This window comes from Aminobacter sp. NyZ550 (assembly GCF_025628925.2).
Lineage (GTDB): Bacteria > Pseudomonadota > Alphaproteobacteria > Rhizobiales > Rhizobiaceae > Aminobacter > Aminobacter ciceronei.
On record NZ_CP114190.1, the window covers coordinates 4,710,290 to 4,726,216 of the forward strand.

16 protein-coding genes are annotated in these 15,927 nt (G+C 63.4%); 5 read left to right on the forward strand and 11 right to left on the reverse strand.

Annotation, left to right across the window (positions count from 1 at the left end; genetic code table 11):
* Both N7E70_RS23465 and N7E70_RS23470 read right to left on the reverse strand, forming a co-directional pair.
* Window positions 1–2,313, reverse strand: a complete 2,313-nt coding sequence (locus N7E70_RS23465; RefSeq protein ID WP_269441421.1) for a putative monovalent cation/H+ antiporter subunit A — start codon at window positions 2,311–2,313, stop codon at window positions 1–3.
* 160 nt (window positions 2,314–2,473) lie between these two features.
* On the reverse strand, window positions 2,474–2,836 hold the full coding sequence (locus N7E70_RS23470; RefSeq protein ID WP_067966909.1) for an SH3 domain-containing protein: 363 nt from the start codon (window positions 2,834–2,836) through the stop codon (window positions 2,474–2,476).
* A gap of 125 nt (window positions 2,837–2,961) precedes the next feature.
* Here N7E70_RS23470 and N7E70_RS23475 point away from each other — a divergent pair, with 125 nt between their 5' ends.
* On the forward strand, window positions 2,962–5,061 hold the full coding sequence (locus N7E70_RS23475; RefSeq protein ID WP_154384979.1) for a S9 family peptidase: 2,100 nt from the start codon (window positions 2,962–2,964) through the stop codon (window positions 5,059–5,061).
* 43 nt (window positions 5,062–5,104) lie between these two features.
* On the opposite strand, the gene N7E70_RS23480 is transcribed toward N7E70_RS23475, so the two are convergent.
* From N7E70_RS23480 to N7E70_RS23495, 4 genes are all read right to left on the reverse strand, one after another.
* Complete coding sequence (locus tag N7E70_RS23480; protein ID WP_192317927.1) at window positions 5,105–6,058, reverse strand: cytochrome c; 954 nt, start codon at window positions 6,056–6,058, stop codon at window positions 5,105–5,107.
* Between the two features lie 10 nt (window positions 6,059–6,068).
* Window positions 6,069–6,506 (reverse strand): c-type cytochrome, encoded by a 438-nt coding sequence (locus N7E70_RS23485; RefSeq protein ID WP_067964374.1) that lies wholly within the window; start codon window positions 6,504–6,506, stop codon window positions 6,069–6,071.
* Between the two features lie 206 nt (window positions 6,507–6,712).
* The gene (locus tag N7E70_RS23490; protein WP_067964376.1) at window positions 6,713–7,309 is read right to left on the reverse strand and encodes a superoxide dismutase; all 597 of its coding nucleotides are present in this window, start codon (window positions 7,307–7,309) and stop codon (window positions 6,713–6,715) included.
* Between the two features lie 107 nt (window positions 7,310–7,416).
* Entirely contained in the window at window positions 7,417–8,295 is an 879-nt protein-coding gene (locus tag N7E70_RS23495) for a branched-chain amino acid aminotransferase (RefSeq protein WP_067966913.1), read from the reverse strand.
* Between the two features lie 140 nt (window positions 8,296–8,435).
* Between N7E70_RS23495 and N7E70_RS23500 the strand changes: the two genes are divergently transcribed.
* Together N7E70_RS23500 and N7E70_RS23505 are read left to right on the forward strand one after the other, a co-directional pair.
* Complete coding sequence (locus N7E70_RS23500; protein WP_263007787.1) at window positions 8,436–9,098, forward strand: haloacid dehalogenase type II; 663 nt, start codon at window positions 8,436–8,438, stop codon at window positions 9,096–9,098.
* A 178-nt stretch (window positions 9,099–9,276) separates the two neighbouring features.
* Window positions 9,277–10,017, forward strand: coding sequence for a L,D-transpeptidase (locus tag N7E70_RS23505; RefSeq protein WP_067964380.1), 741 nt, complete (start codon window positions 9,277–9,279; stop codon window positions 10,015–10,017).
* A 75-nt stretch (window positions 10,018–10,092) separates the two neighbouring features.
* On the opposite strand, the gene N7E70_RS23510 is transcribed toward N7E70_RS23505, so the two are convergent.
* Window positions 10,093–11,649, reverse strand: coding sequence for a helicase HerA-like C-terminal domain-containing protein (locus N7E70_RS23510; RefSeq protein WP_263007788.1), 1,557 nt, complete (start codon window positions 11,647–11,649; stop codon window positions 10,093–10,095).
* Window positions 11,650–11,807: 158 nt separating this feature from the next.
* On the opposite strand from N7E70_RS23510, the gene N7E70_RS23515 reads away from it, so the two are divergent.
* Both N7E70_RS23515 and N7E70_RS23520 read left to right on the forward strand, forming a co-directional pair.
* Complete coding sequence (locus N7E70_RS23515; protein ID WP_263007789.1) at window positions 11,808–12,029, forward strand: AbrB/MazE/SpoVT family DNA-binding domain-containing protein; 222 nt, start codon at window positions 11,808–11,810, stop codon at window positions 12,027–12,029.
* Window positions 12,026–12,412 carry a type II toxin-antitoxin system death-on-curing family toxin gene (locus tag N7E70_RS23520; protein ID WP_263007790.1) on the forward strand — a complete coding sequence of 129 codons (387 nt, stop codon included), beginning with the start codon at window positions 12,026–12,028 and terminating at the stop codon, window positions 12,410–12,412. The genes N7E70_RS23515 and N7E70_RS23520 overlap by 4 nt, the downstream gene beginning before the upstream one ends.
* Here the strand turns inward: N7E70_RS23520 and N7E70_RS23525 are convergent.
* The 4 genes from N7E70_RS23525 to N7E70_RS23540 all read right to left on the reverse strand — a co-directional run bounded on the left by N7E70_RS23525 (window position 12,409) and on the right by N7E70_RS23540 (window position 15,913).
* On the reverse strand, window positions 12,409–12,879 hold the full coding sequence (locus tag N7E70_RS23525) for a GreA/GreB family elongation factor (protein ID WP_263007791.1): 471 nt from the start codon (window positions 12,877–12,879) through the stop codon (window positions 12,409–12,411). The two genes, N7E70_RS23520 and N7E70_RS23525, sit on opposite strands and share 4 nt — an antisense overlap.
* A 65-nt stretch (window positions 12,880–12,944) precedes the next feature.
* Window positions 12,945–13,949 carry an asparaginase gene (locus N7E70_RS23530; protein WP_263007792.1) on the reverse strand — a complete coding sequence of 335 codons (1,005 nt, stop codon included), beginning with the start codon at window positions 13,947–13,949 and terminating at the stop codon, window positions 12,945–12,947.
* Window positions 13,950–14,021: 72 nt separating this feature from the next.
* A complete protein-coding gene (locus N7E70_RS23535) occupies window positions 14,022–14,753 on the reverse strand; it encodes an SDR family NAD(P)-dependent oxidoreductase (protein ID WP_263007793.1) in 732 nt (243 codons plus the stop codon).
* Window positions 14,750–15,913, reverse strand: a complete 1,164-nt coding sequence (locus tag N7E70_RS23540) for an acetyl-CoA acetyltransferase (RefSeq protein WP_263007794.1) — start codon at window positions 15,911–15,913, stop codon at window positions 14,750–14,752. The genes N7E70_RS23535 and N7E70_RS23540 overlap by 4 nt, the downstream gene beginning before the upstream one ends.
* Between the last annotated feature and the right edge of the window lie 14 nt (window positions 15,914–15,927).

Consider the following 15,927-nt stretch of genomic DNA (forward strand, 5'->3'; position numbering starts at 1 on the left):
TTACGCCTCCTTCCTGACCGGGGCATGAACGTCCGCCTTTTTCGAGCGGATGCGTATCAGCGCAAGGATGGCGAGGCCCGTCACCATCACCACGGCGATTTCGCCCAGCGTGTCGAGGCCGCGGAAATCGACGATGATGACGTTCACCACATTGCGGCCATGGGCGATGGTCTTGGCGTAGGTGTTGAAGAACTGCGACAGCCGGTCGTCGAACGGCAGTTGCGTCACCTTGAGCAGAAGCAGCGCGAAGGCCGTACCGCAAGCTGCGGCAATTGCCATGTCCAGAAGCTTCTGCGCATGCGGGCGGCGGTCGGTCGGCGCAAGCCTGAGCCGCGTCATGACCAGCGCCAGGATCACCACCGACAGCGTCTCGACCATGAACTGGGTGAAGGACAGGTCTGGCGCGCCGAACAGCATGTAGAGCAAGGCGACGGCAAAACCCTGGATGCCGAGCGAAACGATGGCCGTCAGCCGGCTGCGCGCCTTGACCACGGCAGCGATGCCGATCACGGCGATGGCCAGAACGCCCCATTCATAGAAGCGCAATGCCGGCACATCAGGCATCGAGGGCAGCTCGCCGAACAGCACCATCGGCAGCAGCAGCGCTGCCGCCACCGCGACGAAGGTAACGGTCATGTAGATGTCGAGGCGGCCGTTGTGGATGATGCGTGTCAGACCTGTCGCGAGCCGCAAGAGGCCGCGCAGCACCTGGTCGAAGCCACGGTCCGGGCCCCAGCCGATCGCCTGGAGAACGCCAGCCGTCGCGCCGCGCAAGCTGTCGAGCCTGACATAGGCGGCGATGCCCAGCGCGACCGTCAGGCCGGACAGCAACAGCGGCACGCCGATGTGCGGGATCGTCGAGATGGTGACCTCGATGGGGCTGCCGGCAACGGCGCTCGCCGCGGGCGACGACAGGAACCGATGCGTGATCGGCGCGGCAACGGCCGCAGCCAGTCCCAAGGCTCCGAGCACAGCCGGCCCCAGCCACAGCGATATCGGCCCTTCATGCGCCGCCTTCGGCGTCCTCAAGGCATCGCCGAGGAAAGGCCGAAGTGCCACCGCAAATCCGATGGCAAACATCAGCGCATTGCCGCAGACGGCTATGACGAGCAGCACGGCCTGCCAGCCCTCCGGCGAACCAAGTGCATAATAAATCTGTTCCTTGGCCAGAAAGCCTGAGAACAGCGGCAGCCCGCCCATCGAGAGTGCTGCAAGCATCGCTGCCGCGAAGGTGATCGGCATGGCCTTGCGCAGGCCGCGCAGGCAGGTGATGTCGCGCGTACCCGCCTCATGGTCGATCAGGCCGGCGACCATGAACAGCGCGCCCTTGAACATCGAATGGGCGATCAGATAAAGCGCCGCCGCCTCGATCGCCTTGTCGGAACCAAGGCCTGTCAGCATCACCAGCAGTCCGAGAGAGGAGACCGTGGTGTAGGCGAGCATCAGCTTGAGATCGGTCTGCCTGACAGCGAGCAACGTGCCAATCGCAAGTGTCGCGCCGCCGAACACTGGCAGGATCGTCTCCCAGGCCGCAGTGTCGCCCATCACGGGATTGAGGCGCATCAGCAGATAGACGCCTGCTTTCACCATGGTCGCCGAATGCAGGTAGGCCGAGACGGGCGTCGGCGCTTCCATGGCGTTGGGCAGCCAGAAATGGAACGGAAACTGCGCCGATTTGGTGAAAGCGCCGCCCAACACGAGCAACAGGGCAGCAAGGTAGAGCGGGCTGTTGCGCAAGGCGTCGCCGGAGCCGAGCAGCGACGAGAGCTCGCTCATGCCGGTTGCCTGGGCGATGACCAGCAGACCTGCCAACAGGGAAAGCCCGCCAATGCCGGTGACCAGCAGCGCCTGCAGTGCTGCGCGCCGCGAAGCTTCCCGCCCGTGGTCGAAGCCGATCAAAAGGAACGACGTGATCGACGTCAGCTCCCAGTAGACGAACAGCATCAGGAACGAATCCGAGACGACAAGTCCCAGCATCGCCCCCATGAACAGCAGGATGAACGAGAAAAAGCGGCCCTGATGCGGGTGCCCTTTGAGATAGCCGCCGGCATAAATCACGATCAGCGTGCCGATGCCTGATATCAGCAGGGCAAAGGTCAGTGACAGGCCATCGAGAAACCAGGAGAAGCGAAGACCGAGACTCGGAGCCCAGTCAAATCCACCAGAAATCGAACTGCCTTTGCTGACCGCATCGAGCATGCCGGCAAGATGCAGAAAAACGACCAGTGGAATGGCGGCCAGCAGCCAGCCGGCATTGTGTTTCATCACGCGAACGAGCGCAGGTGCAAGCAACGCTCCCGCAAACGGCAGCATGAGTATCAGGAAGGTCAGCGGACGGGCCCTCTTTGTGTCTCACGTTGTTGACCTGAGGGCATAGACGTCGGGCAGCCAAGGGGCAAGCGCAATCGGACCTTGTCAACGACAACCGCTTTCCGCCGTTGCGGCAGCTGCGGCAATGTCGCCTGGAAACGCGTCAGTACGGGGTGATGTAGCGACCATAGACCCAGCCGGTGACGTAGTTGCCGTTCTGTGCGGGGTCATGCCAGACCTGGCACCAGCTGTAGCGGACCCGCTGCTCCTGCTTCCACACGGGCAGACGGCTGATGTCGCGCAGATCGACCCCGCCGGTGCAACGGCCGGTCATCTGCAGCACCTTGCCGTTGGGATAGGCCGCCTGCTTCTGCGAGCCGTTCGACGGGAACTTGCGGATGTTGAGCGTATCGCCCCACGGCACCCTGGCAACTTCCCAGGCGGAAAAGGCAGCGGCATGGGATTCGGCCGCGAAAACGGCGACTGTCGAGGCAATGGCAACTGCTGCGGCTGTCTTCTTGAACATCTGGTCTTCTCCTTCGGCATGGCCGGTCACATATACGTTGCCGCCACACTGCAACTCCGCCCTTGAACCCGACCTGATCGACGTGTTCATTCGGCATTCAAGATTCAGCACCCACGCGAGACCTAATGACCCGACCCAAGATCTTCGCCGACATCGCCGCGCCCGTGACCGACAAGCGCCCCGTCTCCGACACGCGCCACGGCATCACGCGCGTCGACGAATATGCCTGGCTGCGCGCCGACAACTGGCAGGAGGTGTTCCGCGACCCGAGCGTGCTCGATGCCGATATCCGCAGCCATCTCGAGGCGGAAAACACCTATCAGGCCGAACTGATGGCCGACACCGTCGAGCTCAGGAAGGCGCTGTTTGCCGAGATGAAGGGCCGCATCAAGGAAGACGATTCCTCGGTGCCGATGAAGGATGGCCCTTTCGCTTATGGCTCCTCGTTCAAGAAGGGCGGCGAGCAGCCGCGCTACTTCCGCATTCCGAGCGAAGGCGGTCCGGAAGAGATCATCCTCGACGGCGACAAGGAAGCCGACGGCCACGCCTATTTCCGCCTCGGCGGCATCGACCACTCGTCGGACCACAAGCGCCTGATCTGGGCCTTCGACGACAAGGGGTCGGAATTCTACACGCTGCGCGTGCGTGACATCGGCAGCGGCGCGGAACTTGACGACGTGGTCGGCGACACCGGCGGTTCGGGCACATGGGACGCGGCGAATACCGGCTTCTTCTACACCCGCCTCGATCCCAACCACCGGCCGTCAAAGGTGTTCTACCATGGGCTCGGCACGGACGCCGCAGCGGACCGGCTGGTCTATGAGGAAACCGACCCCGGCTTCTTCATGAATGTCGGCGGCACGCGCTCCAACGAATGGATCATGATCTCCATCAGCGACCATGAGACATCGGAGTACCGCCTGTTTCCGGCGACCGATCCGCTGGCGGCGCCAAAACTTGTGGCAGCGCGCGAGATCGGCCTGCAATACGACCTCGAAGAAGGCGGCGACATCTTCTTCGTGCTGACCAACGCCGATGGCGCCAAGGACTTCAAGATCATGACGGCGCCGGTCAGCGATCCGGCGCGAAGCAACTGGAAGGAGCTGGTCGCCCATGAACCTGGCCGCCTCATCCTGTCGGTGGTCGGCTTCAAGGACTTCATGGTCCGCCTCGAGCGCAAGGAGGGCCTGCCCCGCATCGTCGTCCATGAGCGCGCCACGGGTGCCGAGCACCTGATCTCCTTCCCCGAAGAGGCGTTCTCGCTCGGGCTGTCGGGTTCCTACGAATACGACACCGACACCATGCGCTTTTCCTATTCGTCGATGACCACCCCGTCGCAGCTGTTCGACTACAACATGCGGACACGCGAACGAACCCTGCTCAAGACGCAGGAAGTGCCGTCGGGCCACAACATCGAGGACTATGTCACGCGCCGCCTGATGGCTCCGGCGCCGGATGGCGAACTGGTGCCGATCTCGCTGATCCATCACCGCGACACGCCACTCGACGGAACAGCACCCTGCCTGCTCTATGGCTACGGCTCCTACGGCATGACCATTCCGGCTTCGTTCAACACCAACTGTCTGTCGCTGGTCGACCGCGGCTTCGTCTATGCCATCGCCCATATCCGCGGCGGCAAGGACAAGGGTTATGCCTGGTACGAGGACGGCAAGCGCGCGACCAAGGTCAACACCTTCACCGACTTCATCGCCTCAGCCCACCATCTCGTCGCCGAGCGCTACACCGCGCATGAGCGCATCGTCGCGCAAGGCGGCTCGGCCGGCGGCATGCTGATGGGAGCGGTGGCCAACATGGCGCCCGAGGCCTTTGCCGGCATCATCGCCGAAGTGCCCTTCGTCGACGTGCTGACCACCATGCTCGACGACACCTTGCCGCTGACGCCGCCGGAATGGCCCGAATGGGGCAATCCGATCGCCTCGGAAGCGGACTACAAGACCATCGCCGCCTACTCGCCCTACGACAATGTCGCTGAGGTCGACTATCCGCCGATCCTGGCGGTGGCCGGCCTGACCGATCCGCGCGTCACCTATTGGGAGCCGGCCAAATGGGCGGCACGGCTGCGCGAGCGCAAGTCGGGCAACAGCCCGGTGCTGTTCAAGATCAACATGGATTCGGGCCATGCCGGCGCCTCCGGCCGCTTCTCCAGGCTCGAGGAAGTCGCCTTCAACTACGCTTTCGCTCTGAAGGTGGCCGGGCGCGCCTGACATCGCGATGGAGAGACCGGCGGCCTCTGGCCGCCGGTGGGGCTCAACCCGCGGGCTTCGGCTGCTGCGCCGGGTAACCGTTGGCCTGTGGCGGGATCGCCTTGAGATAGGCGGCGATCGCCTCCCGGTCGGCGGCAGTCAGTCTCGCCATGTTCTTCTGCACCTCGACCATGGTGCCGCCCACGGAATCGAACTCCGGCGTGAAGCCGGTTTCGAGATAGCCGGCGATATCGGCTTCGGACCAGCCGCTGATGTCCTTGCCTTCGGGCGTGATGTTGGGCACGACGCCGTCGCCTTCGGCTGCCCTGGCGCCGGCCAGCCACTGGCCCTTTTCGGTGCCGCCGGCAAGGCTGCGCGGCGTGTGGCATTCGCCGCAATGGCCGGCACCCTCTACCAGGTCACGCCCATGCAGCACCTTGTCGGGCGTGCCCTCGGCAAAGGCGACCACCGGCTGATCGCTGAGATAGAGCTGTTTCCACAGTCCCAGCCCGCGCCGTATGTTGAAGGGGAAGCCAAGTTCGTGATCGGGCGCCCTGCCCTCAACCGCCGGCAGCGTCTTCAGGAAGGCGTAAAGGTCGGCGACGTCAGCCGGCTTCATGCGGGCGTAGGAGGCATAGGGAAATGCCGGGTAGAGATGCTGGCCCTCGCGCGACACGCCTTTCAGCATCGCATTGGCGAAATCTTCGAGCGACCATGCGCCGATGCCGTCATTGGGATCGGAAGAAATGTTCGGCGCGACGAAGGTGCCGAACTGCGTCTTGAGCTCGACGCCGCCGGCGAGCTGCAGCCGCGCGTCGCCTTCGGATTTCGGCCTGGCGTGACACGAGGCGCAACCGCCGGCGTCGAATATGCGCTGGCCGCGGCCGGTGTCGCCGGTTCCCAACGCAGCCAACATGTCAGGCGCCAGCCTCTCCGGCACCGTCAGCCACCAGAAAATTGCGGCCCCGGCGCCGCCAAGCGCCAGAGCCGCAACTGCGATTTTCCTGAAAACAGCCATCCGCGAGGGGTCAGCCCTTCTTCACGCGGAACGCCTCGTGGCAGGTGCCGCAGGTCTGGCCGATGGTGCCGACCTGCGCCTTCAACGCATCCAGATCCGCAGCCGGGCTGGCGACTGCGGCGGCAGTGACTTCCTTGAACTTGTCGACCTGGGCCTGGAAGCCGGCCAGGTCTTCCCAGATCTTCGGCGAGGCGGTGGTGTCGCCCTTGTCGCTGCCGGCGGGGAACGACGCTGCCACGTCGATCTTCTGGACGTTGTCGTTGAGCGCGGTCAGGGCGGCGACGACAGCCGCCGCATCGAACGGCGCCTCGCCCTTCACCATCTTAACCAGTGTGCCGACTTGCTTCGCATTTTCCTTCATCACTGCCTGGCGGTCAGCAATCACATCGGCGAATGCTGCGGTGGTGGCGAGCGCGAGCGCTGCGACGGCAAACACAATCTTTTTCATCAGGTCCTCTCTCGGTTGCAACAGCTGCCTAGGGCCAACGGCGAAACTGGCCGAATTCGTCCTGAAATTCTCTTCACGCTTCCGTGACTGTTAGAGTTTTTCGAACATTTCCACCCAAACGCAAAAACCCCGGCGGTTGCCGGGGTTTCAGATGCGTCGGCCGGTCACCGGTCACATCAGGGGATGCGACCGGGCGGGTCTGCGGCTCAGGCCTTTTCGTAGAGCTCGAGCACGTAGTCCCAGTTGATCAGGCTGTCGACGAATGCCTCGAGATACTTCGGACGGGCATTGCGATAGTCGATGTAGTAGGAGTGCTCCCAGACGTCGACGCCGAGGATCGGGGTCGCGCCGTGAACCAGCGGGTTCTCGCCGTTCGGGGTCTTGGAGATGGCGAGCTTGCCATCCTTGACCGACAGCCAGGCCCAGCCCGAGCCGAACTGCGTGGTGCCGGCAGCGATGAAGTCGGCCTTGAACTTGTCGTAACCGCCGAGATCGGCATCGACAGCCTTCTGCAGTGCGCCCGGCAGCTTGTTGCCGCCGCCGCCCTTCTTCATCCACTTCCAGAAGTGGACGTGGTTGTAGTGCTGGGCGGCGTTGTTGAACAGGCCGGCGTTCTTGCCGAACGACTGCTTCACCACCTCTTCCAGCGACAGCTTGTCCATGCCCGCTTCGGCAGCCAGCTTGTTGCCGTTGTCGACATAGGCCTTGTGGTGCTTGTCGTGATGGTACTCGAGCGTCTCCTTCGACATGAAGGGCTGCAGCGCCTCGTAGTCGTAGGGCAATTCGGGCAATTCAAAAGCCATGGATCATACTCCCTTGCTGGCAATTTCGCGGCATGACTATGCCGTCTACAGATAGGTCGTCGTCATCTTGGAAACAGATGAGAGGCACTGTTTTTTCTTCGCTGCACTCAGGCCTTGCCGGTAGAGTGAGCCCACTCCCAATATAGCTCGCGAGACTTTTTTGCTACCGGTCCCGGCTGCAGATTTCGGTCTTCGATGCGCGTCACCGGAACGACCTTGGAATGGTTTCCGGTCGAGAAAATCTCGTCGGCTTCGAGGAATTCGCGCACCGAAAGCGTCTTCTCGATAACGGTGTGGCCGCTCTCGGCAAGCAACGACATTGTCCGGCTGCGGGTGATTCCGGACAAGAAAGTTCCATTCGGCGCCGGGGTGAACACCTGGCCGTTCTTGACCAGGAAGATGTTCGACGATCCGGTCTCGGCGACGTTACCCAGCATGTCGAGCACCAGCGCATTGTCGAAACCGCGCATCTTGGCATCGAGGATGGCGCGGCCGTTGTTCGGATAAAGGCAGCCGGCCTTGGCGTTGGTCGGCATCGTTTCCATGCTAGGCCGGCGAAACGGCGACAGGCCGATCGAAAATCCGGTCGGCGGCAGCATCGGTGATTCGTAGAGGCAGAGGCAGAACCGCGTCGAAGACGGGTCCGCCGGGACACCCATGTAGCCGCCATGCTCGGCCCAATACATCGGCCTGATGTAAACCGCCGTCTTGCCGTCGAATTTCTTGAGCCCATCCCAGGTCAGCCCGACGATCTGCTCCGGGCTCATCGTCGGCTTCAGACCGAGCGCGATCGCCGAGGAGTTGACCCGCCGCGAATGCGCTTCAAGATCGGGCGCCACGCCCTCGAACCAGCGGCCGCCGTCGAAGACGCTGGACCCAAGCCACATGGCGTGGCTGCGCGGGCCGATGAGCGCGACATTGCCCTCGTGCCAATCGCCATCGACATAGGTCCAGGTCGTGGATTGTGCAGCCGCAGCGAGCGTCATGGTCTTTTCCCGTCGCATCTTGTTGGTGTCGGGCATCGAAAAGGCTTTGGCCGGCCCCGTCAACCGGCAGCAGGCCTAAATGTTGGAGCCAGCCGATAGTTGTGCTTGCGCTCGCCGCCAAGCCGTTGGAAAACCAAAGCATGCGCCACGCCGCCTACATATTCGACGCCTATGGCACGCTGTTCGACGTGCACGCCGCCGTTCGCCGCCATGCCGCCGACATCGGCCCGGACGGCCAGCTGCTGTCCGAGATCTGGCGGGCCAAGCAGCTCGAATATTCCTGGGTCCGCACCCTGATGGGCGCCTATCTCGACTTCTGGCAGCTCACCGAACAGGCGCTCGACTTCGCCTTCCGCAAGGTGCCCTCCGTCGATCCGGCCATGCGCAGCAAGCTGCTCGACGCCTATTGGCGGCTCGATTGCTATCCGGAGGTCCCTGCCGTCCTGCGCAATCTGAAGGACAATGGCGCCAGGCTGGCGATCCTGTCCAATGGTTCGCCCGCCATGCTCGAGGCAGCCACCCGTTCTGCCGGGCTCGACCTCATCCTGGACGAGATCTTCTCCGTCGACAGTGTGCGCCGCTTCAAGACGGACCAGTCGGTGTATGATCTGGTGGCCAGCAGCTGGCGCCTCTATCCCGAAGCGATATCGTTCCAGTCGTCCAATCGATGGGACATTGCGGGTGCCGCCAAATTCGGCTGCCGCACCGTCTGGATCAACCGCGCCGACCAGCCGGACGAGTACCGCGACTTCCCGCCATCCCTGATCCTGCCGTCGCTGGAAGGTTTAGTTACAATTGGTTAGCTAACCATAGGTCAGGCATGTTGCCATAACGCAACAGTGATTGGCGCGTCACATCGTTGCCATGCTTTGTCCACCCTAAGGTCTGATTTTGACCTGCCTATCTCCGTGAGCGTTAAGGGAACGCGACCGTTTCCTTGAATTCACCATTTCTTTCGAACTGGACTCCTAGATCGCAGCCATGCCCATATCACATGATTCATCCCGCCCTCTGACGAGGCGCGGCTTTCTCAATCTGGCGGCCGCAGGTGCTGCCACGGCAGCGCTTTCGGCCTGCTCGACCGTCAGCGGCGGCGGCCAGTTCGTGCAAGCGCCTCAGATCGTCCCGCCGACGCCGACCATCGATCCGGCCTTCGGCGACTACGTCAACATGTATGGCCCGGTCAGCGACGAGGGCTATGAGGTTCCCGGCATTCCGGTCAAAAAGGTGAAGCCCCAGTTCCTTCGCCAGATCGTCGCCGATCCGACCGGCGAACGTCCCGGCACGCTGGTCGTCGATACCTCGACCCACTTCCTCTATCTCGTGCGCGAAAACGGCCAGGCGATCCGCTACGGCGTCGGTCTGGGCCGCGCCGGCTTTGCCTGGCAGGGCCGCGCCGTCATCCAGTGGAAGCGCAAGTGGCCGAAGTGGACGCCGCCGGACGACATGATCGGCCGCCAGCCGGAACTCGAGAAGTACAGCGTCCGCAATGGCGGCATGGCCCCGGGGCTCAACAACCCTCTCGGCGCCCGTGCGCTCTACATCTTCCAGAACAACGAAGACACGCTCTACCGCGTCCATGGTTCGCCGGAATGGTGGACGATCGGCAAGTCGGTGTCGTCGGGCTGCGTGCGCCTGATGAACCAGGACATCATCGATCTCTACGACCGCGTGCCGTCCAAGACGCCGATCCTGGTCACCAACGGCCTCGGCATGGCCTGACCAGCCCAGGGCGGCCCATCAACGAAAAACGGCGCGTCATCGACGCGCCGTTTTTCTTTGGAGCCTCAGGGTGTTTCAAAAGCCCTTCTTCAGGCTGCCCAGAATGCCGCGCACCAGCGCACGGCCGACCGACGAGCCGACGGAGCGCACGACCGACTTCAGCGCAGCTTCCGTCACCGTCTGCCGGTTCGAGGTTCGCGGCCTGGGCGCAGTGCCGGTGTTGCGACCACTGGGCGCCGGCGCATCATTGCCAAAGCCCGGAATGGTCCAGCCGCTGCCGCCGCCGGTATTCGCCTGCTGCTGCGCCTGCTCCTGGGCCTTTTGCGCCTCGAGCGCTTTCTTCTGCAGCATCTCGAAGGCCGATTCGCGGTCGACCGTCTGGTCGTACTGCCCGGCGACAGGGCTTTCGTTGATCAGCTTCTGGCGCTCTTGCGGCGTGATCGGCCCGAGCCGCGATGCCGGCGGCCGGATCAGCGTCCGCTGCACCATGGACGGCACACCCTTGGCCTCGAGCGTCGAGACCAACGCCTCGCCGGTGCCGAGCTGGGTGATGGCGGTGGCGCAGTTGAAGTCGGGGTTCGGACGGAAGGTATCGGCAGCGGTCTTTACCGCCTTCTGCTCGCGCGGCGTGTAGGCGCGCAGCGCATGCTGGACACGGTTGCCGAGCTGGGCGAGCACGGTTTCGGGGACGTCGAGCGGGTTCTGGGTGACGAAATAGACGCCGACGCCCTTGGAGCGGATCAGGCGCACGACCTGCTCGACCCGGTCGACGACGATCTTGGGTGCCTCATCGAACAGAAGGTGGGCTTCGTCGAAGAAGAACACCAGCTTCGGCTTGTCGGGATCGCCGACCTCGGGCAGCACCTCGAACAGCTCCGACAGCAGCCAGAGCAGGAAGGTGGCATAAAGCCTGGGGTTCATCATCAGCTTGTCGGCGGCCAGCACGTTGATCGCGCCGCGGCCGTCGCGCGTCGTGCGCATGATGTCGGCGATCTTCAGCGCCGGCTCGCCGAAGAAGTGGTTGCCGCCCTGCTGCTCGAGCACCAGCAGCGACCGCTGGATCGCGCCGACCGAAGGTTTGGTGATATTGCCGTAGCGGGTACCGATTTCGTCGGCGCGATCGGCGATGTTGGCCAAGAGCGACTGCAGGTCCTTCATGTCGAGCAGCAGCAGGCCTTCCTCGTCGGCAATGCGGAAAGCGATGTTGAGCACGCCTTCCTGCGCCTCCGTCAGGTTCATCAGCCGCGACAAAAGCAGCGGGCCCATTTCGGAAATGGTCGCGCGGATGGGATGCCCCTGTTCGCCGAACAGGTCCCAGAAGATGACAGGGAATTCCTGGAATTCATATGGGTCGAGCTTGATCGCCTCGGCGCGGGCAGTGAGAAAATCCTTGGCCTCGCCGATCATCGAGATGCCCGACAGGTCACCCTTGATGTCGGCGCAGAACACCGGAACGCCGGCATTCGAGAAGCCCTCGGCCAGTATCTGCAGCGTCACCGTCTTGCCGGTGCCGGTCGCGCCTGTAACCAGGCCGTGGCGATTGCCGTATTTCAACAGCAATTCTTCGGGTCGTTGATAGCTATTGTCCGGCTTGCGGCTGGCACCAATGAAAATGCTGTCGTCCTGCGCCATGGGCGTTGTCTCCGGCAATGCTATTTTCCGACCGCATCGGCGGCCACCCGCAAGGTATAGTGGCGGTCTACGCAAGCGACAATGGGTTGGTTCCAGCCGGGGGCTTGGTCCCGGAGAGTCGGCATGTTATACATAAGTTATAACATGGAGACTTGGCCATGAATGTGACGGTGCGCAAGATCGGAAACTCGGAAGGCGTGATCCTGCCGAAGGAAGTATTGGAGCGGCTCAACCTCAAGGCAGGAGACACGCTTGAGGTAATCGAATCCAATGGTGGCCTGACGCTCAAGCCCACTGACGACGCTTTCGAGCGCCAGATGGAAGCGGCCGGCAAGTTCATGGACAAATACAAGGTGGCGCTGCAGAAGCTCGCCGAATGACCCAATTTCTCAGCAGGCGCGTGGTCGAGGCCATGCATGCCGAGCAACTCCGTCGTCATGGCGGAGCGCAAGGGCTTCGCGACGAGAACGCGCTGGAATCAGCACTTGCCCGCGCAGAGAACAAGGCGGCCTATGATCATCCAACCGTCGCGGAAATGGCGGCTGCGTATCTGTTCGGGCTCGCACGAAATCACGCCTTTGTTGACGGCAACAAACGAACCGCAATCGTCGCCGCAGGCACGTTTCTGGCGGTAAATGGCTATGAGCTGACGGCTGACGACGGTGCGCTCTACTTGTTTGTCATGGGCGTCGCAGCCGGCGAAATCGATGAAGCCGGTGCGGCTGCCTTCTTCCGCGACCATACGGTTCCGGTCGAAACCTAGCTGCCCAGTTCGACGATTTCCCATTCATGGCCGTTGACCGAGGCGAGGTCGCCAACGGATTTGCCGAACAGTGCGACTGCCATCGGCGAGGCATGCGAGATGCGACCCTTGGCGGCGTCAGCCTCGTCTTCGCCGACGATCTGCCAGACGTTGCGCTTGCCCTTGTCATCCTCGATGACAACCTTCATTCCGAAGCGAACGACCGTGCTGTCAGGTTCGGGAATGGACACCTCTGCCGTCTCGCGGCGCGACTGCCAATAGCGCAGGTCGCGCGACACGGTCGCAATGCGCTCGCGGTCGGCATCGGCCTCGGCCTTGGCCAGATCTTCACGCAGGCTGGCGAGCTGGGCTTCGATATGGGCGAGGCCTTGCTCTGTGACCAGGTTTCGCGACGTGCTGACCGGCCGCTCGCCGATGTCGGCGATTACGTTTTCGCTATCGTCTTCGCGGGTAAAAGCTCTGCTCATCAACCGAACCTAGGTGTTCGCTGCATGGATAACAAGCCAGCCAGGCTGACCCGCCCATTGCGTCCTCAGCCGAATGCAGCGCTGGGCCGAAGTGACGCAACTTGAATGCCGTTCCAGTTCTTGAGCACAGGATTGGCAGCCTTTTTCATGGTGCCGGACAGCGCTTCGTCAACGGCCAGAAGCCTGGCCAGGGCCGCCGCGATCATGACCTCGGCCGCCCTGCCGGCGCCGTCGTCGCATTTCAACGCAATGCCGAGCCCAAGTTCGGGCACGGCCGCGCAAAACACGCCTTCGGCGCCGACCTTGACGAAGATCCGTCCGGGTGCAGTCTGCATCAACTCCGTATCGGCCCTGTCGGTTCCAGCGACCAGAAAAGGTTCGCTCATACAGGCCGACATCAATCGGCGTGCAGCCACTGCCCGTTCCGCGCCGAGACCATTGCCGGTGACCATGCGCGCGAACCCCAAGGCAAGGTTTTGCAGCGGCACGGCAAAGGTCGGGATCGAACAGCCGTCAATGCCGCGATTGGCCTCGTCGTGCCGGGCCCCTGTTACCGCTTCCATCGTCTCGCGAACCATCTCCTGGAAACGATGCTCGGGCCTGACATAACCCTGATGCGCGATGCCGAGATGGCGGCAGGTGCAGACGAAGGCGGAATGCTTGCCCGAGCAATTGTTGTGCAGCGCACTTGGCGAGGCGCCGCTGCGTGCCAGCGCGATGGTGGCGCCGTGATTGGACGGCCAATGCGCGCCGCATTCGAGCGCGTCGACGTCGAGGCCGGCCCTGGCCAGCATGGCATTGGCGAGTTCGGCATGGGCGACCTCGCCGGAATGCGAGGAACAGGCCAGCGCCAGTTCACGATCGCCGAAGCCATATGCATCGGCCGTGCCGCTTTCGACGAAAGGCAGCGCTTGGATCGCCTTGACCGCCGAGCGCGGGAAGACCTGTTGCTGCGCATCGCCCATGGCCCAGACCTGCTTGCCGTCGCCGTCGACGACGACCACCGCACCACGATGCACGCTTTCAACGAGGTCGCCGCGCAGCACCTCGACAAGAACCGGATTTGCCATTTTCAACGTGCCTTCATGCGCTAGCGGACGATTTTTGCCGGGCGTGACGCCTGCCCGACTAGCCGTGCAGCATCATGCTTTGTCACCCGATAGCGCGGCGGCGAGGAATCCGCCATCCACTGCGAGCGTATGACCGTTGACATAACTTGCTTCCGGCGACAGCAGGAAGGCAACCGCGGCGGCGATCTCCTCGGGCTCGGCATAACGGCCCTGCGGCATCAGCCGCGGCGCGATCCCGCTGCCATTGCCATCCGCTTCGATCTCGGTCGGCCCGGCTGCGACGGCGTTGACACGAACGCCACGATTGCCGACCTCCAGCGCCAGCACCTCGGCCATCAGCTTCAGCCCGGCCTGCGAGGCGGCGACGGCGAGCCTGCCGCGATGCGCGCGCAGGCCGGCGACCGAACCGACATTGACGATGGACAGGGACGCCCCCATCCGCTCGAGCGCGGCATGGGCGGCGATGAACGGCCCGACCAGATTGACGTCGAGCGCTTCGCGCAGCATTTCAGCACTGGTGTCTTCGGCACTTGCATGCCGGTCGAAGCCGGCCACCGCCACCAGTCCGCCAATGAGACCAAGGCTGTCGACCACCTGGTCGAACGCTTCGGCGACATTGTCCTCGTCTGTCGGGTCGGCCTCGATAAAGAGGACATCGTCATTGTCGATTGCGTCTGCGGCAGCGGCAAGGGCTGCCGCATCGCCATCGATCATTGCCACCGGCCATCCATCTGATACCAGGCGCTCGGCCACGGCAAGGCCGATGCCCGACGCACCGCCGATGACGACGGCCGAATGCCTCATCTGATGCGGTCCAGGATCGACACGTAGTTGGCGACCGCGGCACCGCCCATGTTGAAGATGCCGCCGAGCCTGGCGTCCTTGACCTGGATGCCGCCGGCCTCGCCGGCAAGCTGCATCGCGGTCAAGACATGCATCGACACGCCGGTCGCGCCGATCGGATGGCCCTTCGCCTTGAGACCACCCGAGGGATTGACCGGCAGGCGGCCATCCCTAGCGGTGATGCCTTCCATGACGACGCGGGCACCCTCGCCGCGCGGCGCAAGCCCCATCGCCTCATATTCGATCAGCTCGGCGATGGTGAAGCAGTCATGCGTCTCGACGAAGGACAGATCGTCGAGCGAAACGCCAGCCTGCTTCAGCGCCTGGTTCCAGGCCAGCTCGCAGCCTTCGAACTGCAGGATGTCGCGCTTCGACATCGGCAGGAAGTCCTGCACATGCTCGTTGGCGCGGAAGGCAATCGCACGCTTCATCCCCAACGCCGTCGTGGCGTCGGTCAACACCAGCGCCGCCGCCCCGTCGGAGACCAGCGAACAGTCGGTGCGCTTCAGCGGGCCGGCGACAAAGGGGTTCTTCTCGCTCTCCTGGCGGCAGAAGTCGAAGCCGAAATCCTTGCGCATCTGGGCGTACGGGTTTTCGACGCCGTTCTTGTGGTTCTTGGCGGCGATCATCGCCAGCGCGTCCGACTGGTCGCCGTACCGCTGGAAATAGGCCTGGGCGATCTTGCCGAAGACGCCGGCAAAACCTGCCGGGGTGTCGCCATCCTCGGGCAAATAGGAGGCGCGCAACAGGTTCTTGCCGATCTCGGGGCCCGGCGTCGTGGTCATCTGTTCGGCGCCGACCACCAGCACGATGCGCTGGCCGGCATTGACGGCACGGATGCCCTGGCGCACGGCGGCAGAGCCGGTGGCGCAGGCATTTTCGACACGCGTCGCCGGCTTGAAACGCAGGCGGTCGTCGGCCTGCAGCACAAGGCTCGCGGTGAAATCCTGGGCGGAGAAGCCGGCATTGAAATGGCCGAGCACGATCTCGTCGACATCTTCCGGCCCGACGCCCGCGTGCGCCAGCGCCTCGGTGGCAACCTGCGTGATCAGGCTTTCCAGCGTCTCGCCTTCCAGCTTGCCGAAACGCGAATGCGCCCAGCCCACGATGCATGCGGTCATCTTCGTCTCCATCG

Bases quoted from the DNA above. Each gene is read 5' to 3' on its own strand.
- N7E70_RS23470 (WP_067966909.1), bottom strand. From the start codon at position 2,836: ATGTTCAAGAAGACAGCCGCAGCAGTTGCCATTGCCTCGACAGTCGCC.
- N7E70_RS23490 (WP_067964376.1), bottom strand. From the start codon at position 7,309: ATGGCTTTTGAATTGCCCGAATTGCCCTACGACTACGAGGCGCTGCAG.
- N7E70_RS23495 (WP_067966913.1), bottom strand. From the start codon at position 8,295: ATGACGCTCGCTGCGGCTGCACAATCCACGACCTGGACCTATGTCGAT.
- N7E70_RS23465 (WP_269441421.1), bottom strand. From the start codon at position 2,313: ATGCTGCCGTTTGCGGGAGCGTTGCTTGCACCTGCGCTCGTTCGCGTG.
- N7E70_RS23525 (WP_263007791.1), bottom strand. From the start codon at position 12,879: ATGAGCAGAGCTTTTACCCGCGAAGACGATAGCGAAAACGTAATCGCC.
- N7E70_RS23540 (WP_263007794.1), bottom strand. From the start codon at position 15,913: ATGACCGCATGCATCGTGGGCTGGGCGCATTCGCGTTTCGGCAAGCTG.
- N7E70_RS23500 (WP_263007787.1), top strand. From the start codon at position 8,436: ATGCGCCACGCCGCCTACATATTCGACGCCTATGGCACGCTGTTCGAC.
- N7E70_RS23475 (WP_154384979.1), top strand. From the start codon at position 2,962: ATGACCCGACCCAAGATCTTCGCCGACATCGCCGCGCCCGTGACCGAC.
- N7E70_RS23520 (WP_263007790.1), top strand. From the start codon at position 12,026: ATGACCCAATTTCTCAGCAGGCGCGTGGTCGAGGCCATGCATGCCGAG.
- N7E70_RS23510 (WP_263007788.1), bottom strand. From the start codon at position 11,649: ATGGCGCAGGACGACAGCATTTTCATTGGTGCCAGCCGCAAGCCGGAC.
- N7E70_RS23515 (WP_263007789.1), top strand. From the start codon at position 11,808: ATGAATGTGACGGTGCGCAAGATCGGAAACTCGGAAGGCGTGATCCTG.
- N7E70_RS23480 (WP_192317927.1), bottom strand. From the start codon at position 6,058: ATGGCTGTTTTCAGGAAAATCGCAGTTGCGGCTCTGGCGCTTGGCGGC.
- N7E70_RS23485 (WP_067964374.1), bottom strand. From the start codon at position 6,506: ATGAAAAAGATTGTGTTTGCCGTCGCAGCGCTCGCGCTCGCCACCACC.
- N7E70_RS23505 (WP_067964380.1), top strand. From the start codon at position 9,277: ATGCCCATATCACATGATTCATCCCGCCCTCTGACGAGGCGCGGCTTT.
- N7E70_RS23530 (WP_263007792.1), bottom strand. From the start codon at position 13,949: ATGGCAAATCCGGTTCTTGTCGAGGTGCTGCGCGGCGACCTCGTTGAA.
- N7E70_RS23535 (WP_263007793.1), bottom strand. From the start codon at position 14,753: ATGAGGCATTCGGCCGTCGTCATCGGCGGTGCGTCGGGCATCGGCCTT.